This window comes from Pseudomonas sp. (assembly GCF_036387035.1).
Classification (GTDB): Bacteria; Pseudomonadota; Gammaproteobacteria; order Pseudomonadales; family Pseudomonadaceae; genus Aquipseudomonas.
In genome coordinates this window covers 1-21251 of sequence record NZ_DASVUM010000030.1, presented here as the reverse complement: position 1 = coordinate 21251, position 21251 = coordinate 1, and the positions used below count along the sequence as shown (strand labels likewise).

Annotated in this window: 22 protein-coding genes, 1 tRNA gene and 1 pseudogene; 8 read left to right on the top strand and 16 right to left on the bottom strand. The window is 56.2% G+C overall.

Going from position 1 to position 21251, the window contains the following annotated elements; genetic code table 11:
* Window positions 1–39: 39 nt before the first annotated feature.
* From VF672_RS03025 to VF672_RS03010, 4 genes are all read right to left on the bottom strand, one after another.
* Window positions 40–1002, bottom strand: a complete 963-nt coding sequence (locus VF672_RS03025) for a GlxA family transcriptional regulator (protein ID WP_331101305.1) — start codon at window positions 1000–1002, stop codon at window positions 40–42.
* Window positions 1003–1106: 104 nt separating this feature from the next.
* Window positions 1107–1433 carry a hypothetical protein gene (locus tag VF672_RS03020; RefSeq protein WP_331101303.1) on the bottom strand — a complete coding sequence of 109 codons (327 nt, stop codon included), beginning with the start codon at window positions 1431–1433 and terminating at the stop codon, window positions 1107–1109.
* 48 nt (window positions 1434–1481) lie between these two features.
* On the bottom strand, window positions 1482–2030 hold the full coding sequence (locus VF672_RS03015; RefSeq protein ID WP_331101301.1) for a GNAT family N-acetyltransferase: 549 nt from the start codon (window positions 2028–2030) through the stop codon (window positions 1482–1484).
* Window positions 1985–2881, bottom strand: coding sequence for a chemotaxis protein (locus VF672_RS03010; protein ID WP_331101299.1), 897 nt, complete (start codon window positions 2879–2881; stop codon window positions 1985–1987). Before VF672_RS03010 ends, VF672_RS03015 begins: the two co-directional genes overlap by 46 nt.
* A 484-nt stretch (window positions 2882–3365) precedes the next feature.
* On the opposite strand from VF672_RS03010, the gene VF672_RS03005 reads away from it, so the two are divergent.
* The 6 genes from VF672_RS03005 to cyoE all read left to right on the top strand — a co-directional run bounded on the left by VF672_RS03005 (window position 3366) and on the right by cyoE (window position 9198).
* Complete coding sequence (locus VF672_RS03005) at window positions 3366–3875, top strand: disulfide bond formation protein B (RefSeq protein ID WP_331101297.1); 510 nt, start codon at window positions 3366–3368, stop codon at window positions 3873–3875.
* Window positions 3876–4343: 468 nt separating this feature from the next.
* Entirely contained in the window at window positions 4344–5279 is a 936-nt protein-coding gene (cyoA, locus tag VF672_RS03000) for a ubiquinol oxidase subunit II (RefSeq protein WP_331101295.1), read from the top strand.
* Window positions 5280–5282: 3 nt separating this feature from the next.
* Window positions 5283–7301 carry a cytochrome o ubiquinol oxidase subunit I gene (gene cyoB, locus VF672_RS02995; RefSeq protein WP_331101293.1) on the top strand — a complete coding sequence of 673 codons (2019 nt, stop codon included), beginning with the start codon at window positions 5283–5285 and terminating at the stop codon, window positions 7299–7301.
* Window positions 7302–7304: 3 nt separating this feature from the next.
* Complete coding sequence (locus VF672_RS02990) at window positions 7305–7949, top strand: cytochrome o ubiquinol oxidase subunit III (RefSeq protein ID WP_331101291.1); 645 nt, start codon at window positions 7305–7307, stop codon at window positions 7947–7949.
* Entirely contained in the window at window positions 7950–8297 is a 348-nt protein-coding gene (gene cyoD, locus VF672_RS02985) for a cytochrome o ubiquinol oxidase subunit IV (protein WP_108120862.1), read from the top strand. It begins immediately after the preceding gene.
* Window positions 8298–8307: 10 nt separating this feature from the next.
* On the top strand, window positions 8308–9198 hold the full coding sequence (cyoE, locus tag VF672_RS02980) for a heme o synthase (RefSeq protein WP_331101286.1): 891 nt from the start codon (window positions 8308–8310) through the stop codon (window positions 9196–9198).
* Window positions 9199–9279: 81 nt separating this feature from the next.
* On the opposite strand, the gene VF672_RS02975 is transcribed toward cyoE, so the two are convergent.
* The 8 genes and pseudogenes from VF672_RS02975 to VF672_RS02940 all read right to left on the bottom strand — a co-directional run.
* Window positions 9280–10266, bottom strand: a complete 987-nt coding sequence (locus tag VF672_RS02975; RefSeq protein ID WP_331101284.1) for an ATPase — start codon at window positions 10264–10266, stop codon at window positions 9280–9282.
* A gap of 50 nt (window positions 10267–10316) precedes the next feature.
* On the bottom strand, window positions 10317–11102 hold the full coding sequence (locus tag VF672_RS02970) for a transporter substrate-binding domain-containing protein (RefSeq protein ID WP_414705564.1): 786 nt from the start codon (window positions 11100–11102) through the stop codon (window positions 10317–10319).
* A gap of 67 nt (window positions 11103–11169) precedes the next feature.
* Entirely contained in the window at window positions 11170–11793 is a 624-nt protein-coding gene (locus tag VF672_RS02965; RefSeq protein ID WP_331101282.1) for a DedA family protein, read from the bottom strand.
* 255 nt (window positions 11794–12048) lie between these two features.
* Window positions 12049–12432, bottom strand: coding sequence for a type VI secretion system amidase immunity protein Tai4 (locus tag VF672_RS02960; protein ID WP_331101327.1), 384 nt, complete (start codon window positions 12430–12432; stop codon window positions 12049–12051).
* A 44-nt stretch (window positions 12433–12476) separates the two neighbouring features.
* Window positions 12477–12977: a type VI secretion system amidase effector protein Tae4 gene (locus VF672_RS02955; RefSeq protein WP_331101280.1), complete on the bottom strand. Its 501-nt coding sequence runs from the start codon at window positions 12975–12977 to the stop codon at window positions 12477–12479.
* Window positions 12978–13032: 55 nt separating this feature from the next.
* The gene (locus VF672_RS02950) at window positions 13033–13521 is read right to left on the bottom strand and encodes a type VI secretion system tube protein Hcp (protein ID WP_331101278.1); all 489 of its coding nucleotides are present in this window, start codon (window positions 13519–13521) and stop codon (window positions 13033–13035) included.
* Between the two features lie 153 nt (window positions 13522–13674).
* Window positions 13675–13974 carry a chorismate mutase gene (locus tag VF672_RS02945; RefSeq protein WP_331101276.1) on the bottom strand — a complete coding sequence of 100 codons (300 nt, stop codon included), beginning with the start codon at window positions 13972–13974 and terminating at the stop codon, window positions 13675–13677.
* 522 nt (window positions 13975–14496) lie between these two features.
* Window positions 14497–14982 (bottom strand): annotated as a pseudogene (locus tag VF672_RS02940) (GPO family capsid scaffolding protein); the annotation flags it as partial.
* A 165-nt stretch (window positions 14983–15147) separates the two neighbouring features.
* Here VF672_RS02940 and VF672_RS02935 point away from each other — a divergent pair.
* Together VF672_RS02935 and VF672_RS02930 are read left to right on the top strand one after the other, a co-directional pair.
* Window positions 15148–16905: a terminase ATPase subunit family protein gene (locus VF672_RS02935; RefSeq protein WP_331101274.1), complete on the top strand. Its 1758-nt coding sequence runs from the start codon at window positions 15148–15150 to the stop codon at window positions 16903–16905.
* 65 nt (window positions 16906–16970) lie between these two features.
* Window positions 16971–17951 (top strand): phage portal protein, encoded by a 981-nt coding sequence (locus VF672_RS02930; protein ID WP_331101325.1) that lies wholly within the window; start codon window positions 16971–16973, stop codon window positions 17949–17951.
* A 160-nt stretch (window positions 17952–18111) separates the two neighbouring features.
* Here the strand turns inward: VF672_RS02930 and VF672_RS02925 are convergent, their stop codons facing one another.
* From VF672_RS02925 to VF672_RS02910, 4 genes are all read right to left on the bottom strand, one after another.
* Entirely contained in the window at window positions 18112–18573 is a 462-nt protein-coding gene (locus VF672_RS02925) for a hypothetical protein (RefSeq protein WP_331101272.1), read from the bottom strand.
* Between the two features lies 1 nt (window position 18574).
* Complete coding sequence (locus VF672_RS02920; RefSeq protein WP_331101270.1) at window positions 18575–19489, bottom strand: endonuclease/exonuclease/phosphatase family protein; 915 nt, start codon at window positions 19487–19489, stop codon at window positions 18575–18577.
* A 931-nt stretch (window positions 19490–20420) separates the two neighbouring features.
* A complete protein-coding gene (locus tag VF672_RS02915; RefSeq protein ID WP_331101268.1) occupies window positions 20421–21032 on the bottom strand; it encodes a DUF4145 domain-containing protein in 612 nt (203 codons plus the stop codon).
* Window positions 21033–21110: 78 nt separating this feature from the next.
* Window positions 21111–21195: transfer RNA gene (locus VF672_RS02910), tRNA-Leu, on the bottom strand.
* Window positions 21196–21251 lie beyond the last annotated feature (56 nt).

Sequence of the window (21251 nt, the reverse complement as noted above, 5' to 3'; positions counted from 1 at the left end):
CGGGCTTCAGGCTGGCGGGTAATCAATAACCCGACTTGCTTAGGTTTCTTTGCGGAAACTGTCCCGGTATTGAGTCGGCGTCACCCCCAGACGCTGACTGAAGATCAGCCGCATCCGCGCGGCGCTGCCGAATCCGCAGTGATACGCCACCGCCTTGATTGCCATCGCGCTGCCTTCCAGCAAGTGCCGAGCGGCATCGATTCGTGCGCGCTGGACGAATTCAGCAGGCGTCACCTTCGCGTCGCGGGCAAACACCCGGGCGAAGGTGCGAGGACTCATCGCCACCACATCGGCCAGTCGCTCGACAGAAAACGCTTCGCCGAGGTGCTCCATCACATAGCGCTGCACCTTCGCCACGGGCGAATCATCATCCGCCGATGCCGTGAGATAAGGGCTGAATTGCGACTGACCGCCCTGACGCTGAGCAACCACCAACAGACGCTTGGCCACCGCCAGGGAAATCGCCGTGCCGTGGTCCTCCGCTACCAGGGCGAGCGCCATGTCGATACCCGCTGTGACGCCGGCTGACGTCATCAGCGTACCGTCGCGGACATAGATGCGATCGGGCTCGACACTGGCGCGGGGAAACAGATCGGCGAGCTGCTGAGCATGGCTCCAGTGCGTGGTGGCCTGCTTGCCATCCAGCAGTCCGGCGTGCCCGAGAATGAACGCGCCGGTGCAGATCGAACCGTAGCGCCCGGCGTTGGGCACGGCCTCCAGCAGCCACCGAGTGATGGCGGGGACTTCCTTGGCCTGCGGCAGTGAGGGGCCGCCGGGAATCAAGAGAATGTCGAACTGCTTCGGCGCGTCCGTCAGCGAATGCTGCGCGCCCAGCGGCATGCCGTTGGACGCGATGATCGGATACGGCGCTGCGCCGAGGGTCATAATGTCGTAGCCATCGCTCTCCGGCAGGAAGCGATTGGCTTCAGCAAAGACGTCGAGAGGGCCGGCCACGTCCAGCGCCTGTACGCCGGGAAACAGCACGATTGCGACACGCTTCATCCGGCCACGCTCCAGGCGCAAGGGCATATCTGGGGGCAATCATCGCCGTTGGAGCTATCCCGCCGAATCGGTCCAAGTCGCCCGCGGTGCGAGTGCAATTCGCCTTACTGCTTCGGCAGCGTGGTGACGTTATCCCACTCGGTAATCGACGCTTTCTTGTTCTTGCGGTCGTAGAGGCACAGCTCGGTGCCGGTCTTGTTCTTCATGAACGCCTGTTTGTACTGGCCCTTGATCAGCAGCGCGTTGAAGCCGACGCTGTCGTCGAACGCAGCATTGGCACCGGCAGGTTTGGCGTTCTTCAGGGAGCTGGCGCTGACGCAACTCTCGACCAGGGTTTTGTTGAAGGCGGTCCAGGCGTCCGGACTGGACGCATTGGCCTGGCCCGCAGCGGCGGCGGTCAGCATGAGCAGCAGCGCAGTGTGCGTTTTCACGGGTGGGCGTCTCCATGGCGTGAGGGGTGAGCCCGGCGCGGCGCAGATTCAGCGCGGTTCGAGCTCGTGGCGCTGAATATATTGCATACCGGCGCGCTCATACAGCCGGCGTGCGCCGAGATTGCTTTCCATCACCTTGAGGTCGACATGGCCTTCGCCGTGCAGGCGGAAGGCATTGAAGGCGTGAGTCAGCAATGCCAGACCCAAGCCTTGGCGATGCGCGCGAGGGTGAACCACCAGATTGCGGATGAACGCGCTGGTCCAGCATTGCGCGACGGCTACCACACCTTTGGCGTCCTCCAGCACGAAACACAGCGCCTGATCACACTCGGGATCAGTGTCGAAAGCCTTCAACCACGCGTGATAGTCGGCGACTCGGCCTGCGCCGTGCTCGCGTCCCAACAGCAGCAGTCGATGCACCGCCGGGGCGTTCTGCGCGCCGAATTCAACGTGACGAACGCTCGCCGGGCAGCCCGCCACAGCGAGGGCCGGGCCGAGGTCGCGACGCATCAACCAGTAATGAGCGGTCGATGCATCGTCGACGGCCGGCTTCAGATTCCCTGAGCTTCGACCGTACGGGCGGCTTCGATCAAGCATCGTGTCAGCTCGGGCGAGGAGAACTTGGTGAGAACAGCGTTGGCACCGGCGGCGTTGGCTTTTTCGGCGTTCATCGCGCTGTCTAGCGAGGTGTGCAGCAGCACGTACAGCTCCTGGAAATCCGGCGTCTCCCGCAGCGTGCGGGTCAGCGCGTAGCCATCCATCTCCGACATCTCGATGTCGGACACCAGGACGTTGATCTGCTGCGCGGTGCCTTGCAGCTCCAGCAACTGATCAATGGCTTCCCGCGCGCTGCGGGCGGTGTGACATTCGATGCCCAGATTGCGCAGGGTGATCACCGACTGTTGCAGCGCAACCTGACTGTCGTCGACCACCAGGATGCGCGCCTTGGCCAGTACCTCGGCGTCTTCGGCCCGCACTTCGGTGGGCTCGGCAACGATCCGCGCCGGCGCGATTCCGTGAATCACCTTCTCGATGTCCAGCACCTGAACGAGCGTGCCGTCCACCTGCGTCACGCCGGTGATGAACGACTTGTTGCCAGAGCCGAAGGGCGGCGGGCGGATGTCGGTGGTCAGGCAGTGAACGATCTTGCTGACCGCCTGCACGTGCAGCCCCTGTTTCGAACGGCTGACATCGGTGACGATCAGGCAACCGCCGTCCGGGTCCACCAAGGGACGCTCGCCAATGGCCCGACTCAGGTCGATGACCGACAGCGGATTGCCCCGCAAGGTGGCGACGCCTTTGACGTGCGGATGCGATTCCGGCAAGCGCGTGAGGGGAGGGCAGGGAATGATTTCGCTGACCTTGAGCAGGTTGATCGCCATCAGCTTTCCGCTGCGTAACGTGAACAGCAGAAGCGAGAGTGAATCTGCGCGGACGTTCTTGGACATATAAACCTTCTGTGATGCGTTGCCTGGCCGCATGGAGTCGGCCAATAGCTTTCGATGACGGTTTATCGACCCGGCGAAGTCAGGCTTTAACCCTTTCGTTTTTTTCTGGCTGGGTAGCCTGTAACCATGGCAGTCAAAGATCCGAATAATCGCTGCGACAATTAGACGCATCCTACATATATATAGAAGGGGATGCGGGGGCGAGCCGCTCATGCGACAAAACGACGCATCTTTCTATATATAGAAGGCGGTGCGCAAGCTTGGGACGCCGGCTGCATGGGAATGTTAATGCCTGGCTAATCCAGGCGTGTTCACCATTACGCGGGTTGCGGCGTGCTCGGGCAAACGTTGCAGCAGCGCCATCCTGGCCACTTCGTGAACGGGGTGTCATGACGGTGTTAGAATCGCGGCCTTTGCGGGGCGTCCGGGCCGCAACACTCCACATCCGTCGATCCGGATGACTCCAAATACAAAAGGTATGTGAATGACTGACGAGATGGTGTACCTGCGGCGTGAAAAGCAGTTTCTGGTTGTGCTGGGAATGATCTGCCTGGCGTTGATTGGCGGCGCCTTGTACATGCAGGTGGTATTGGGCGAGGCGCCTTGCCCGCTGTGCATTCTGCAGCGCTACGCGCTGTTGTTCATCGCGGTGTTTGCGTTCATCGGCGCGGCAATGCCGGGGCGCCTGAGCCTCACCATCTGCGAAGCACTGGTAGTGCTGAGCGCAGTGGGCGGGCTGGTTACGGCGGGGCGTCATGTGTACATCCAGACCCACCCGACCGAGAGCTGCGGCATCGATGTGCTCCAGCCAATCGTCGACGGCCTGCCCCTGGCGTCCCTCTTTCCGCTGGGTTTTCAGGTCGGCGGATTCTGCGAGACGCCATATCCGCCAGTTCTTGGTTTGTCTCTGGCGCAATGGGCCCTGTTGGCCTTTGTGCTGACGGTGATACTGGTTCCGGTGGGAATCATTCGTAACCGAATGAAAGCGCGCTGATTACAAAGTCTTGCGTAACAAAGCCCCCGAAATGCCTCAAGGAAACGGGGGTTTTGGACGATATATGGGTGCGACATAACATCGCATTTTTACCGATTCCGAAATTAACTGTTGCGCAGAAACTTATAGTCAATAAAACTTTACGTATCTACAATCGCCCCCAATTCACGCCCCCCCTCATTTGCGGGACGGTGTAAATCGAGGTTATGGAGCGTCTTTTCGCTCCAGTAGACGCGGTTCGAATGGCCTCCCGAGTCACGTTCTGAATGTCTGCGCCAAGGGATAGGGTCCGCATTAGCGGGTGCCACCATTCGAATAAGAAACCAAGCTCAACCCGGATTTGTTGTGAGGCCACATGCTTCCTGACAGGCCCCTTTTCAATCCAAGCATTTGCCAGCACCTGGCAGGGTGAAGTGTTGGCGGTCGAAACCCAACTGCGATGCGAAAGCTGCTTTTAGAGGTCGTGAGATGAGTAAAAAAAGGTACCCCAGGTTTTTTGGCTTCTTGGCCCTTTTCAGCATGCTCCTGCTCAGCGGGTGCGATTACACCCTGCTGGATCCCAAAGGGCATGTCGGCGTTCAAGAGCGTGACCTGATCATCACTGCTACCTTGCTGATGCTGCTGGTGGTGGTGCCGGTCATTTTCATGACCATCATCTTCGCCTGGAAGTATCGCGCTACCAACAAGAGCGCGACGTACACGCCTGACTGGGCGCATTCGACCCGGATTGAGCTGGTGGTCTGGCTGGTTCCATTGGCCATCATCCTCGTGCTCGGCTATGTCACCTACAAGTCGACTCACGCGCTGGATCCTTACCGTCCGCTCGAGTCGGACGTCAAACCGGTCACCATTGAAGTGGTCGCACTGGACTGGAAATGGCTGTTCATCTATCCGGAACAGGGCATCGCCACCGTCAACAAAATCGTGTTCCCGGCCAACACGCCGATCAATTTCCGCATCACTTCCGATTCGGTCATGAACTCGTTCTTCATTCCTGCGCTCGGCGGTCAGATCTACGCGATGGCCGGCATGCAGACCAAGCTGCACCTGATCGCCAATGAAAACGGCGAGTTCGACGGGATCTCCGCCAACTACAGCGGCGCGGGCTTCACCGGCATGAAGTTCAAGGCGACTGCCACGTCACAAGCTGATTTCGACGCCTGGGTTGCCGACGTCAAGAACTCACCAAAAACACTGGCAACGGCTGAATACGCCGCGCTGGCCAAGCCTAGCGAACGTAATCCCGTTGAACTGTACTCCTCGGTCACTCCTAACCTGTTCCAGATCATCATCGATAAGTATGAAGGTATGAAGCCGGGCAAGATTGTCCACGAGAAGAAAGAAGTAGCGGGTACGGAAGGGATGGACATGGGTAAGCATTCAGCTGCGCAGGCAGAGGAGTAAACGATGTTTGGTAAATTAAGTCTGGACGCAGTTCCGTTCCACGAACCGATAGTCATGATCACGCTTGCCATGATCGCGATCGGTGGTGTGGCGGTTTTCGGTCTGATCACGTACTTCAAAAAGTGGACCTACCTGTGGACCGAGTGGCTGACGTCGGTCGACCACAAGAAGATTGGCGTGATGTACATCGTCATCGCCATGGTCATGCTGATACGCGGTTTTGCCGACGCCATCATGATGCGTTCCCAGCAGGCTCTTTCCGTCGAAGGATCGCCTGGCTATCTGCCGCCTGAGCACTACGACCAGATCTTCACCGCCCACGGTGTGATCATGATCATCTTCATGGCGATGCCGTTCTTCACCGGCCTGATGAACATCGTTCTGCCCTTGCAGATCGGGGCTCGCGACGTTGCCTTCCCGTTCCTGAACTCCTTGAGCCTTTATCTGCTGATCTCCGGCGTGATTCTGGTCAACGTGTCTCTGGGCGTCGGCGAGTTCGCACGTACCGGCTGGGTTGCCTATCCGCCGCTGTCGGAACTGGGCTATAGCCCGGGCGTGGGTGTGGATTACTACATCTGGGCACTGCAGCTATCAGGACTGGGGACAACGTTAACCGGGGTCAACTTCCTGGTCACCGTACTGAAGATGCGTACCCCTGGCATGAAACTGATGGACATGCCGATCTTCACCTGGACTTGCACCTGGGCCAACGTTCTGATCGTGGCATCGTTCCCGATCCTGACCGGCACCCTGGCATTCCTGACCCTTGACCGTTACCTGGACTTCCACATTTTCACGAACGAGTTGGGCGGTAACCCGATGATGTACGTGAACCTGTTCTGGGCATGGGGTCACCCTGAGGTTTACATCCTGATTCTGCCGGCGTTCGGGGTCTTTTCCGAAGTCATCTCGACGTTCACTGGCAAGCGCCTGTTCGGTCACCATTCCATGATCTATGCATCGGGTGCGATCTCGATCCTGGGCTTCATGGTCTGGCTGCACCACTTCTTCACGATGGGTTCGGGTGCAAGCGTCAACGCCTTCTTCGGTCTGGCAACGATGCTGATTTCCATCCCCACAGGGGTGAAGCTGTTCAACTGGCTGTTCACGATTTACCAGGGCCGTCTGCGTTTCACCGCGCCGGTTCTCTGGACCCTGGGCTTCATGGTGACGTTCTCCATCGGTGGTATGACCGGCGTCTTGCTGGCTATCCCGGGTGCTGACTTTGTTCTGCACAACAGCCTGTTCGTGATCGCGCACTTCCATAACGTGATCATCGGCGGTGCTGTGTTCGGGTACATCGCCGGCTTCGCGTTCTGGTTCCCTAAAGCGTTCGGCTTCAAGCTGAACGAGAAGTGGGGCAAGGCCGCGTTCGGTTTCTGGATCTCGGGCTTCTACGTCGCTTTCATGCCGCTCTATGCATTGGGCTTCATGGGCATGACCCGTCGTCTGAACACCACCGATAATCCGGACTGGACGCCGTACCTGCATGTCGCGTTTTTCGGTGCTGCATTGATTGCCATGGGCATCGCCTGCCAGCTGATCCAGATCTACGTAAGTATCCGTGACCGCGAGCAGAACCGTGACCTGACCGGCGATCCATGGAATGGCCACACCCTGGAATGGTCCACTTCGTCGCCACCGCCGTTCTACAACTTTGCAGAACTGCCGAAAGCCAACGAGATCGACCCGTTCTATGCCGCCAAGCGTGATGGCGAGGCGTACAAGGTTCCGGCCAAGTACTCCGACATCCACATGCCGAACAACACGGCGACGGGCCTGATCATGGGCGCACTGTTGACCGTCTTTGGTTTCGCGATGATCTGGCACATCTTCTGGCTGGCTGCCGTCAGCCTGATCGGTACCATCGTGTACTTCGTGATCCACGCTGCCCGTGACGATCAGGGCTTCATGGTTCCTGCATCCGAAGTGGCCCGCATCGAAGGCGAGCAACACGCGATCCTGGCCAAGGTTCGCAACGGCCAGACAAACACTCCTGTCAACAAGCTGGAGCAGGCATAAACAATGTCGAACTTAGTATTTGATGGTGCGAAGGGTCACGACCACGGTCACGACCACGGTCATGACCACGAGCACGACCATGGTCACCATGACGCCGGCGAGATGAAGATCTACGGCTTCTGGATCTACCTGATGACCGACTGCATTCTGTTTGCGTCGATCTTCGCCATATACGCGGTACTGGTTAACAACGTTGCGGGTGGCCCTGCGGGCCACGACATTTTCGAACTGCCTTACGTGCTTGGCGAAACCGCCTGCCTGTTGCTCAGTTCGATCACCTACGGCTTCGCCATGCTGGCGATGCACAAGGGCAACAAGTCGGGCGTTCTGGGTTGGTTGTTCGTAACCTTCCTGTTCGGCCTGGGCTTCATCGGCATGGAGGTCAACGAGTTCCACCTGCTGATCTCCGAAGGTTACGGTCCTAACCGCAGCGGTTTTCTGTCGGCGTTCTTCACGCTGGTCGGTACCCACGGTCTGCACGTGACCAGCGGCCTGATCTGGATGGCGATCATGATGTACCAGGTCTCCAAGCATGGTCTGACCGGTACCAACCAGACTCGCCTGAGCATGCTTAGCCTGTTCTGGCACTTCCTGGACGTTGTCTGGATCTGCGTGTTCACCGTTGTCTATCTGATGGGGACCATTTAAATGGCGAATTCACATCATTCCCATGACGCTGCCAGCCATGAACCTGCCAGCCATGGCAGCTTCAAGTCGTACATGGTCGGTTTCGTACTGTCGATCATCCTGACCGCGATTCCTTTCGGTCTGGTGATGTTCCCGACAATCTCGAAAGTGGCCACGCTGTGGGTCGTTCTGATCTTCGCCGTCGTGCAGGTTATCGTTCACCTGGTGTACTTCCTGCACCTTGACCGCTCGGCAGCGCAGCGTAACAACGTGATCGCTTTTGCCTTCGCCGGCCTTGTGATCGTGCTGCTGGTGGGCTTGAGCACCTGGATCATGTTCAGCATTCACACCGCCATGATGGCGAAGTGAGGAAAACCTGATGTCACTGAAGCACTTTATCCAAATCACCAAACCGGGGATCATTTTCGGTAACGTGCTTTCGGTGGCAGGTGGCTTTTTTCTGGCTTCCAAGGGACATGTCGACATCGGCCTGTTCCTGGCGGCCGTGATCGGGACTTCACTGGTAGTGGCTTCTGGCTGCGTGTTCAACAACTGCATCGATCGCGATATTGATGTGAAGATGGAGCGCACCAAGAATCGGGTGCTGGTGCAGGGGCTGGTATCGGTGCAACTCGCACTGATCTATGCCACCGTGCTGGGCGTTATCGGCGTCGGCCTGCTGTACACGAAGGCCAACGCATTGGCGGCGTTGTTTGCCGTGATCGGCTTCGTGATTTACGTCGGCTTTTACAGCCTGTACCTGAAGCGCAGGTCGGTCCATGGCACGTTGGTGGGCAGCCTGTCGGGTGCGATGCCTCCGGTGATTGGTTACGTGGCGGTCAGCAACACCTTCGATCTCGCCGCGCTGACCTTGCTGGTGATGTTCAGCCTGTGGCAGATGCCTCACTCGTACGCCATCGCGATCTTCCGCTTCAACGACTATCGGGCTGCGTCTATTCCGGTCTTGCCGGTCAAGCGCGGTATCCGGGTCGCCAAGCGGCACATTCTGATTTACATCCTGGCTTTCCTGCTGGCGACCTTGATGCTGACCTTCGGCGGCTACGCCGGGCTCAATTATCTGGCCGTTGCGGCGGCGATGGGCATGTACTGGTTGTACATGGCCTGGACCGGCTACAAAGCCAAAGACGACACCGTTTGGGCACGCAAGCTGTTCGTGTTCTCCATCTTCACGATCACAGCCTTGAGCGTGGCGATGTCGCTGGATTTTCAGGTAACTAAGGAGCTGCTGGTTACATACGCAGCGCCTTAGTCGCCCTGAATGAAACATGGAAAACCCGGTTGCTCGCGAGAGAAACCGGGTTTTTTTTCGACCTGAATAAAGAGTCTTGTCTTAGCTGGCCGGCTCTTTTGCGGGGGCCTCCTCGGCGTCTTTAGCAGGGCCGAGCACGATGGCGAGATGGCGCAGGTCTTCGATCTCTACGCTGACGCTTTTCGCGGAAGGGCTGGCGACGAGGGTGCCCAAGGCAAAAACGGTAAAAAAGCGCACTTCATCCGCATGGCTCAGCAGTTCGATGAGGTAACGGCTGGAGCGGTAGGCCTGCATCTGCGCGGGTGAGACGTACAAAGTCACCAGCTTGCCTTGCAGGCGATCGAAGAACTTGAATTTGAAGCCTGTCCCGTAGCGCTCGACCAGTCCGCCGCCATACAGCACTCGACGTTCGTCATTCAGCTGAGCGAACTTGATGTGGCGGAAATAGGCGCGCAAGGACACTTCACCCTGACCTGGGATGCGCAGAGTCAGCAGTGCTAGCTCTTCCTTGCTCAACGACGCCTGTGCCTGACGAAAGCTGTCGACCAGCCGCTCCAGGTTGCTGGTGCGGTTCTGCTTGTCCTGCCTGGCCTTGACGGGGTCAGCGGGAGGCGGGGCGGCTACGGGCTGTTCAGTCGGCTCGGGTTCAGACTTCACGGTCGACGACGTGGGTTTTGCACGTTCCTTCACGTCCGGGTCGAAGATGTCGATGTAGTCATCCAGTTTGCGCTTGACCTTGCGCAGCTCGTTTTCAGCTTCGGTTTCGGCCTCTTCAGCAGCCGAAGTGGCGGCGGCTTCGTCAACCCATTCGCAGTCGGCGTGATGCTCGTAGTTCGGGTTGGCCCGGTAGTGCGCGGCGACGAAGGTCGGGTGCTCCTGAGGCTTCACGTCGTAACGAACCCCGGTGATTTTGACACCCAGAGCGCGGCATGACTCGGACGAGCACAGGAAGCTGAAGCGCGCGCGAGGCAACTCCTGCGAGAAATACTCGCGTCGCGCTGCCACGATGGAAAGCTCTTGCTGCAGCTCGACGCAAAACGCGCGGGTAATGGTTCTGGTGGTTTTCATGTGTACCGCGGGGTCCTGTGCCGAAGTCGTGTAGTCATGAGGTGCGAAGATCACTCACTGGGCATCGCCAGCCATTCGCTGACCACTTTCTTGTAAGCACCGGTGGCTTTTGAAAGGTGCAGCCATTGGTCGACATAGGCCTTCCAGGCCGCGTCATCCCGCGGCAGCAAGTACGCCTTTTCGCCGTATTGCATGTAGTGCGACGGATTGACCGTGCACAAGCCGGGCATGCGTTTCTGCTGGTAAAGCGCCTCGGACGCGTCGGTGATCATCACGTCCGCCTGCTTGTCGAGCAACTGCTGGAAAATGGTTTTGTTGTCGTGGAAAGCCAGGCTGGCGTTTGGCAGGTAGGCATGGGCAAAGGCTTCGTTGGTACCGCCCTGAGGCTCGATCAATCGAACGCCGGGCTGATTGATCTGCTCGACAGTCTGGTACTTCGACTCGTCTTCGCAGCGCACTAGCGGGACCTTACCGTCGATGTCCAGCGTGCTGCTGAACGCCGCTTTCTTCTGGCGCTCAAGGGTGACCGAGATGCCGCCGACCGCCATGTCGCATTTGCCGGCGGTGAAATCGGTCATCAAGGTCTTCCAGGTGGTCGGCACCCACTGAATCTTGACGCCCAGGCTCTGCGCCAACGTCTGCGCCAACTCGATGTCGATGCCTTCGTACTGGCCGTCGGGCTTGAGGAACGTGTACGGCTTGTAATCGCCGGTGGTGCAGACGGCCAATTCGCCCTTTTGCATGACGGTGTCCAGGTGCGACGGCGTCTCAGCGGCGTAGGCCTGGCCCAGGCTGACCATGCTCAGCAGCAAACCGGCGGTGATGCGTGTGTTCATCGAGTCCATCCCTCTGCGTCAAATGCCTGTCTGCCGTTATAGAGGCGGTCGACGCCGATGGGAAGCGTTATCCGGCAGAGGAGGGCGGGACGTCCTTTTTCTGCCTGGCCGCTTGCCGGGCGGGCCGTGTTTTCGCGCGATGATGCCGAAACAGCGCAACGCCTGCCCCCACCACGACCACGCCGATGAAGATCGGTAGACGGTAGGGTTTCAGGTTGCCGAGCATATTTTCCAGGAAGCCGCCCGCCCAGTAACCTGCAGCCAGGAACAGACTCGCCCAGACCGCCGCGCCGATCAGGTTGATGATGGCAAAACGGATGGGCGACAAGCGACTCGCGCCGATGACCAGAGGCCCGATCAGACGCATGCCATAGAGAAACCGAACCGAGAAAATGGACGCCGTGGGGTAGCGCTCGATCAGGTCTGACACGCGATCGATGGTCGCCTGCTGGCGGTGCAAGCGCGGTAGCAGGCGTGGCCCGAAGTAGCGCCCGGTCCAGAACAGCATCTGATCGCCCAGCATCCCTCCCAACGCGGCGTAGATGAGCACTTGCTGCCATTGCAGTACGTGCTGGTGCGCCGCCAGCCCGCCGAGGATCAGGATGGTTTCCCCTTCCAGCAGGCAGCCGATGAACACGGCCCAGTACCCGTAGTTTGAGAGCAGATAGTTGAAGTCGATGTGTTCGAACATGGAAGGCCGGTGGTTTTCGATGAATGGGAGCCTGCTGAAACATCCAGCAGCGTGCACGCCTCTGGGGGTATCGCACGGCGTTCGACCGAAGCCGGTCGTCATCGGTTCGGTCGCTTTAGGTCGAATCTTCCTGCGCAGCGCCTCGAATTCCGGCTCCTGGCTCTTCGATTTTTCTGAGAACTAAATCGCGCCCGCAAAAAAACCGGCCGAAATCTGGCCGGTTTTTTGTGCTTCAAGCCATGATCAATCCAACAGTCAGGGGTTATCTTGCTTGTAGGTGTGATCGGGGTTGATCACTAATTTCTTTGCGAGGGAGTCCAGTTCTTCACTGTGATACAGATCCAGACATTTCAAAAAGTCGAACCTGACACCTTTCACCTCAGCCTCAACCAATGGGTTTTTATAACTCCTGTCCAGATAGCTGTTCACCAAAGCCTTGACTTCGTCCGGACTTTTTTCCAAGTCGTAATACGTCCAGTCGCGCAACGCGCTGACGCTGCTACCGGCATCTGTCGCTGCATTCTTATCACCCTTGTATGCGCTCGCAACGCATGTTGCGAGCACCATATCCTTGTAGTTTTGTCCGTAGCTTTGCCCGATGCTTTGTGGAGAGGAAGGACGATCAGTGGCGATGGCCATAGACGCTATAAGCATAATAGCTAAGAAACCCAGGAAATGTCTCATCAGCTTAAGCTCCAAAAGTTTGCCTGGTCTGTATGGTAATTAACACCGGGCTCATTAAAATAGCAGTGATCGTAGCAGGTATTACCATCAAACAAAGTCGCATGACCTTGCGCATCATACCAGCCGGACACCTCAAAAAGTATAACGCCCTTTTTTCCAGCCAGTGCGCCGCCGCCAGAGGGAGGATATTTAACTACATCCGGCTTACCCCACTTAGCCTCCAAGAAGGTGATCAAGTTCTTTACCCGAAAAAAAAATTGCCGCTGATCTGCACCAGATACGGTCTGCCCCGGGGTTTTTGGAACAATGAACCCTGCATGATTTAAAATGTAGCTCATGCGCACCGCGCAGGTGTTAGTCCATTTCTGAGAAGGTTCTGAATTATTAATATTTTTCTCAACATATCCCCCTATCAATTTCGCAACTCTTTGTCCTGAGTTGACTGGATCGTAAATTTGTTGCGACGCAGCCCAGGCAGCTGCAAAAAAAGGCCTAGCCATTATTTATCCTTAATAATATAAGCCACTGATGGAGTATCTATAACAAACATTGGCATCAAGAATAGATCTTGTTATTGATGCGATCCCATCCACCTGAGACATTGCCTGCTCCACTGCCATCGACGCGGCTTTGCTGCGTATAAGTGGTTTTTATCCTTCCGTAGTTCAGGCTAATGGTTTCGCTCGGGACACCATCATTAGCATTTTGCGAGTAATTAGAAATAATTACCTCCTCCAATGTGATTTCAAAATATTTGAGCTTATCACTTCCTGCCCGGTGCAACATCAGAACTACTTGGCTCAAGTTTTTTCCTGAGCATACGGCTTCGATTATCTTGCAGCTAGCCTTATCTAAAGATTTTGTAAATGTAAAATCGCTTAGTGAAGTCCGCCCTGAGGAAGCGCCTCCAGAAGAACTGGCAGTAGCTGAAGTGCTTTGGTGCATCCCAAAGCCATATCCAGTTATCTCTATGCAGTCTTTGTACTTATCGTCTAGTGCTTCACCTGGAATGCCTTCAACTTTCACATATGCGTCAAATGCCATTGCAGAGTTCCCTTTGCTAGTAATAAAGTTTATTCAGAGCGCTTAACGTTGATAAGTTGCTTTTAGCTAATAAGCAGCGATCACATTAACCAATGGATCATCTTGCCTGACGTACCGGCAAGAAGTGAGAAAGCCGTAGATGTGAGGAGCTCCTTACGCAACAAGGCCAGTGCGCCGAACCACCGGGAGTAGCTCTTCTTCGATGAACGCTGCAATCATTGCTCGGTATACCTTCTCCACCACCTCTGCTGAGGCCCCGCACTCCTCAGCGACCGCTCGCACTTTCGCAATCACGTTCTCGACCCTCGAGGGAGCCTTGACCTTTGCTGTCGTCTTTTTAAATGCCGCCACCTGATTAACCAGCTTTCCGGGCCGTGCGAGCAATGACACGAGATCACGGTCAATATGGTCGATGTGGTGCCGGAGCGCTTCAATCGATGTACAGGTGATCATAGTCAGTTCTCGTCTTGATCCGGTATTTCACGAAGGCGATATATTTGGCGAAGCCGAAGCACCGAAGTTTGAAAACAGGCTGCGTGCCATCCTTGTTCAATCATACTCATTGTGCATATTGATGCTAGTAGAGAGGCTTCTGAGTTGGTCGTCAGACATTGCCTACAGACAAAACGGCTAAGTGCGGGAGCGGTTACCTGAGCACTGGAAAGAGGTGCTTTGAACTACTTTAGTGTTGAGGTATGGAACCCGGCGCATTCCCGGCAAAAGCCAGTCCTACTAAGCGCACGCGTTGTGTCAGTGGGACCGGTTTGAGTCGGGAAGAGGCCAGTGGAAACCCCTAAATTCGCGGCGCGCCACCCGACGCATTCCCAGCTAGAGCCAGTCCGGCTAAGTGCGCGCAATGTTTTTGGTAGGGCTGGCCTCAACCGGGAAGAGGCCGGTTTGAGCGCCATCAGATTTGCAGAGGACGCATACCGCTATCTGTGGCGCCAGTGATGAATTAAAGGCATGGGCCATAAAGGTGAACAGATTGTCTTGGGACTGTTTGCGCGCCTTGAGCGGGCTGGCGTTGGGGTGCTGAGCAGAAAACGCGAGCATTTCCGTGCCGAGGCTGGCGGGGGTATCGGTGACGCCCAGGCCCATCAGGTAAGCCTTGCCGGTTTCGGGAAACTTCTCGCGCACTTCGATGCTGGTGAATATCTTCTGCTTGAGCTTGTTGACCATGCTCACCAGGTCATCGGTCGGCTCGATCTGGGCGAACAGTGCACGAACCTTTTTGCCGTCGATTTCGACGTCTTCGGCTTTTACCGCAAGGATGTCGCCATAAGCGCGGAACGGGGAGTCGGGGAGCGTGCCGCGAATGTGTTCCATCCAGACCCGGGCGCCGTACTTGCTGCGGTCGTAACTGGACGCCATCTGCTCGATCCATTCACGCTCGATACGACGACCATCGGTGGTCGCGCCCTCGACGGCGACCCGGAACCATTTGCTGCGAAATTTCTTCATGCCTGAAGCCCTCAAGGCGGTTGAGGCACGCTTGGGTTGCGGTGCGTTGCGATGAGGGCATGTTCGGGACGCGCGCGCGTTGCGGCAACGGGGCGGGGTTGTAACGCAAAGGACGACAACTGGCGCAGCTACTGACTCGCGCGCGCGAGCGGCAGCATCGCGGCCATGAATACCAGTGAGCTGCTCCCCATCGACCCACGGCGCCAATCCAAATTTTTATACTGGATGGGCTGGCGTGTCTGCGAGATCGCCGAAGCGACAGGCGAGAAGGAGAAAACCCTACACAGCTGGAAGGCCCGAGACGAGTGGGACCGGGCCGATAATGTCGAGCGTATCGGTGGCGCACTGGAGGCGCGGCTGGTTCAGCTGATTCTGAAGGAGGGCAAGAGCGGCGGGGATTTTAAAGAGATCGATCTGTTGCACCGCCAGCTTGAACGCCAGGCTCGCATTCAGCGCTTTCAGGGTGGCGGTACCGAAACTGATCTCAACCCTAATTTGGCCAAACGCAACGAAGGCCCGAAGAAAAAGACCCCGGAAAACGACATCAGCGAAGAGCAGATCAAGCTGCTGCGCGAGGCGTTTATCGATGGTTGTTTCGATTATCAGAAGGACTGGTACCGGGCCGGCAATCAGCGGACCCGCGTCATCCTCAAGAGTCGGCAGATCGGCGCCACCTACTACTTTGCCCGGGAGGCGTTTCTGGATGCGTTGGAGACCGGGCGCAATCAGATTTTCCTGTCCGCGTCGAAGAACCAGGCCTACCTGTTTCGGGGATACATTCAAGCGTTCGCTCGCGAGGTAATCGGCGTCGAGTTGACCGGTGACCCCATCGTCTTACCCAACGGCGCCGAGTTGTTTTTCCTCGGCACCAATGCCCGGACCGCCCAGGGCTACCACGGAAATTTCTACTTCGACGAGTTCTTCTGGACGTTCAAGTTCGAGGAGCTGAACAAGGTCGCGTCGGGCATGGCGATGCACAAGAAGTGGCGGAAAACCTATTTCTCGACACCTTCCAGCATGGCCCATGAGGCGTACACATTCTGGACCGGCGAGCGCTTCAACAAGGGCAAGCCAGCGGCTCAACACACCAAGGTCGACGTAGCCCATGGCGCGCTGCAGCAGGGGCGCTTTTGCGAAGACCGCCTTTGGCGGCAGATCGTCACGATCCTGGATGCGGAGCAGGGCGGTTGTGACCTGTTTGATGTTGAGGAGCTGCGCCGCGAATACAGCCCCGAAGCGTTCGCCAACTTGCTGATGTGCGAATTCGTTGACGATGGGTCGAGCATATTCCCGCTGTCGACTCTTCAACCTTGCATGGTCGACAGCTGGGTTGAATGGGCCGAGGACTACAAGCCTTTCGCCATGCGCCCATTTGGTGATCGGCAAGTCTGGGTAGGGTATGACCCCGCAGAAACCGGCGACTGTTCCGGACTGGTGGTGGTCGCGCCGCCACTGGTGCCCGGCGGCAAATTCCGGGTGCTGGAGCGTCATCAGTTTCGGGGGATGGACTTTGCCGCGCAGGCCAGCCTGATCAAGGCCGTCTGCGATCGTTACTGGGTGACCTACATCGGCATCGATGTCACCGGGCTCGGCAGCGGCGTCGCGCAGCTGGTGCGCCAGTTTTTCCCCAACGTGACCACGTTCAGTTATTCGCCGGAAGTCAAAACGCGCCTGGTGCTGAAGGCTTACGACGTCATCCACAGGGGCCGCTTGGAATTCGACGCTGGTTGGACTGACATGGCGCAGTCGCTGATGGCGATCCGCAAGACCATCACTGCAGGCGGTCGCCAATTTACCTACACCGCAGGGCGCAACGACACCACCGGTCATGCCGATCTGGCGTGGGCGCTCTTCCACGCACTGCACAACGAACCGCTTGAAGGGCAGACCGCTGCCAACACCGGGCGGATGGAGATTTTTTGATGTCGAGACGTCGCAACTACCCTCCGCAATGACCAGCCTCGACGACCGCTGCCGCGCAGGAAGTCATACCGCGCACCGAGGGCAAGATCGAGGCGTTCAGCTTCGGCGATCCGGCGCCAGTGCTGAGCGGCCGGGAGCTATTTGATTACCTGGAGTGCTGGTTCAACGGGAAGTGGTACGAGCCGCCGCTGTCGCTGGATGGCTTGGCACGCTCTGTGGGCTGCAGCGTGCATTTGCACTCGGGGCTGATGTTCAAGCGCAATCTGCTGAGCAAAACGTTCATCCCGCACCGGCTGTTGTCCAGGGCGGCGTTTGAACAGTTTGCACTGGACTTCCTATGCCTGGGCAACGGCTACTTGGAGGCGCGCCGCTCTGTTCTTGGGCAAGTGCGCGAGTTAAAGCCGCCCTTAGCGAAATACATGCGGTGCGGCAAAGACGGCCGGTACTTCATGGTCCAGGGCTGGAAAAACGAGCATGAGTTTGAGCCAGGGACGATCTTTCATCTGCGCGAGGCAGATCTGCACCAGGAGGTGTACGGCCTCCCGGAGTGGATCAGCGCGTTGCAGTCGGCGCTGTTGAACGAGTCGGCCACGCTGTTCCGCCGCAAGTATTACGAGAACGGTAGCCACGCCGGCTTCATCCTCTACATGACCGACGCCGCGCAGAACGAGGCGGACGTCGATTCCCTTCGCAAGGCGCTGAAAGACTCAAAAGGGCCCGGCAATTTCCGCAACCGGTTTGTGTACTCGCCGAATGGCAAAAAGGATGGGCTGCAGATCATTCCGGTGAGCGAAGTGACGGCGAAGGATGAATTCAACTCGATCAAGAATCAGACGCGTGATGATGTGCTGGCCAGCTTGCGGATCCCGCCGCAGCTGATGGGGATTGTTCCGCAGAACGCTGGGGGGTTTGGGTCGATTAGGGAGGCGGCGCAGATTTATGCGGCCAATGAGCTGGAGCCGATTCAGGCGCGGATGATGCAGTTGAATGATTGGGCGGGGGAGGAGATTCTGCGGTTTAAGCCTTACAAAATGGCCAGCACCTAACAGCTTTAAGTTGTCGCATCGCTGTTAAGTTGCACTTGGTTTCCGGTGGTCTCATCTTTACGTCCAGTCGCTGATGGCTAGCGCTAATTTAATTCTCTTTGTCAGTCATGACTGTGAGCCGCCGCGGCAGCTCACATTTTGATAGGCCATGGTTATAAGCTCAATCGTCTTGTTGTAATGGCGAGTTGATAAGTTTGGTGAGTTCTTTACCAACCTCGGGGTCGGCGAGCATCAGAGACAGCACCCTCTCTAGACCTGTTTTATCTTCGCATATAAACTTTTCTGCGCCAACCCGGATTTGGCAGGGGTATCCGTTCTTGCTGATATCTATTTCGCCAATATCAATTTTGACGTTTTTTTCGGCCAAGGGATTTCTTGCGATAATGTAATTGATAGTTTCGACCTTGCCTGACCCGTTATTGCCCCCGAAGATACCATGTCCCAAAATATTTTGAATCGGATTTACATACCTTTTCTCTTTATAAATTTCAATTTTTCCATCGCATGCCTCCGAAATCTGGGAATTCATTTCATCGAAAACTGCGTCAATTTCAGCCATTTTAACGGCTGCTGCCTCTGCAGCTTTTAATCCGAGGTCGAACGAGGCTTTAAAGTTTGCCATTTCAACTTACCTTTTCTATTGTTCCGTAAACAGGCATGTGATCGAACTTGGATTTCGTGCTTGTCACTAGCTCCACTAGTCCAGGGACGTCGCTTATATGTTCGTTATGGTCGGCTAGTCTCCAGACTTTCGCAGAAACAAACGCATGTGAATAAATGATTTGATCGAAGGTATACCAGTGAGTAGTTTCGCCGCGCTGGTAGTAATAGCTACCCCCGTTTAAGGATCGCCCGCTTTTGCCTCTACCCATCTGACTCCAGTAGGGATTGTAGAAGAGGTGTTTGCGTTTTAGCACTAAATCTATATCTCTTGTTGCCATCACGTGAGAGCTTAAAGACTTATCAAACGGTTCGTCATTGTAATCACCCATCAGAACTATGTGTGGCGGTGTCGTGTTGACTTTAAGTAGCTCATCTATTTCATCACGCAGCCGAATTCCCAATATGTGCCTGTTGGCATGGTTCTCCTCGCACCACAGTCGGCTCGGCCAGTGGGACGCAAATACATGAAAAATTGTTCCACTATTGTTTGCTGAAAAATCGATTCGCTGGGCAATTTTCATCACACTGTCACCCCGAGCAGATGTTATGTTTTCCAGGCTGTGGATAGTTATTTTGGCAGGATTTGTGATGTAACAGGTGTCAAATTGTGATCTGCCCGCTTTAGACACTCCATCGTGAAACTCATATGCGCTAAAAACCGCTAATGATTGTAACTCTTGAAAGTCTTCGGCGGAGAGTTCGCCCAGGGCCATAAAGTCTACTTTGGATTCGATGATGAGATAGGCGATCACTTCCGCGGCATTTCGTTTGAGCTCTTCGCAGGCTCTGCTGTTGCCAGCTGGCGCAAGACTGGTATTCCACCATGCGAAAGTGATGCACTCGCGGACACTAAGATCATCGTCACTATCGATCATAATTTAACCACTTTTGTGGCCATTTCCTTTCGCTCCACCAGAGGTCTGCCGGACATCATAGCGTCAGAACTAGTTGATGGCGACCGGTCACGCTCGCCTTGGCATCCGGAAGAGAGTCGACGGGTGAGTGGTGAGTCTAAATGGCGAACTGCCGGGTAATGATGTGGATGTCTAGGAGCTTGAGCAGATCTTCAAACCTATCATCATCTGTAGGAGCAGATGCTCAACGCTGGCGCGCCGTCATCCCCCCACCTCGCCTGCGGGCTAAATAGGTCCCTTTTTCTGCGCTTCTGCATCCTGACCAAAACAAGGCGGGCTGTGGGCTGCCGGGAAGAGTGGAGATGGTTGCAACCCTGCGAAAACCCGCGATGCACGGTTTTTTAACGTACGACCAAGACCCGGGCGGCAAGCAAATCTCGGAGTCGGCTCGGGAAAAGGGTAAGTTTTTTATTTCGGGGATGTGGGTTCGCGCAACACCCTGTTTTTGCTGGACTGAAGGGCTAACACTAAGGGGTTAATTACGGTAAGCGCGGCAGTTATGAATCCATAACTATATGATTTAAAAGGCTTTTATATTTTTATTATTTAACGTTGTTTAAGGTTAGTAAATTCACTATCCCTAACCCAGGCGCTAACCTAGGCTGCTGGTCTGAAAGGCGCACCATATGGGAGGTATCAACCAGGTGCGCAAAAAACTCACCCGCCTTACCCGTTTCCGATGGGTCAACATGAAAAGCCTGATAGGCATCGGGATAGCGCTTGAGCCGAAGGTCCATCAAAGCTCGAGCGTTCGCTATGGCGCGCAAGCTCCCGGTTCACTATCGTCACGCGCTTTGCGCGACGACGCATCGGTACTGCTGAAAGCCTTGAGCCACTAGAGCAGATGAAGACAGTCTAAGCCCCCACTATCAGCCCAGGATGCAGATCACCGCTACCGCTGGCCTCTACCCTGAGCGACTCTAGCTGGAAGCACGAAGAGGAACTGGGCCAATGCTGTCGCGAATTCGATGGCCCTGCTGGCATCAGCCTCGTTGGGCATTACTGCATCTTCATCCGCGTGTCGCTGATCGTTTGCATCGAGACGCACTTCATGTGCCCACAAAGCCATTTCGGCTGTGATTAGATGTTGTTCTGCGGCGGCATCTATACGCTTGTAAAGATTGCCTTGCTTCAGGCCTTTCTCCTTCAACATCGCGTCGACAGATGATGCTGTGAGCATCACCGCTCCAGCTGGAGCGTGGATACTGGAAATCGCTTGTTCTAAAAAGCTACGGGCGCGTTCAGGAACTGCCTCGTCCACTTGCTGCGGTGCCGGCCAGATGTTGGTTATTTCAAGGTGAACAGAATTGCCATACGGGTTTTTGTCTGCTGGGCACACCGCCATGGTAGCGCCGCCACATATGGTGCAGTTATACAGCCGCCAAAAACGCTCCGCTAATCCGCGATCGTCTGTGGTGGTGGTACCAGCGGCGGCGATTAAGTGAGGCTTAGCGACGTTGCAATGGGGGCAACGATCCAACGGTAAGCTATTTCCTTGCATCATGGATCGATCCCTCGCTACGCCATAATTACGCCAGACGAAAAAAAAGGCCTTGATAATCAAGGCCTTTCTTCATTGTGCTGGTGCCCCGAGGGAGAATCGAACTCCCACTTCTTTCGAAAACGGATTTTGAATCCGCCGCGTCTACCAATTCCGCCATCAGGGCTCAATGGCGGCGAAGTATAGAGACGAGCCTACCGTTGGTCAATCATGTTTCATGGT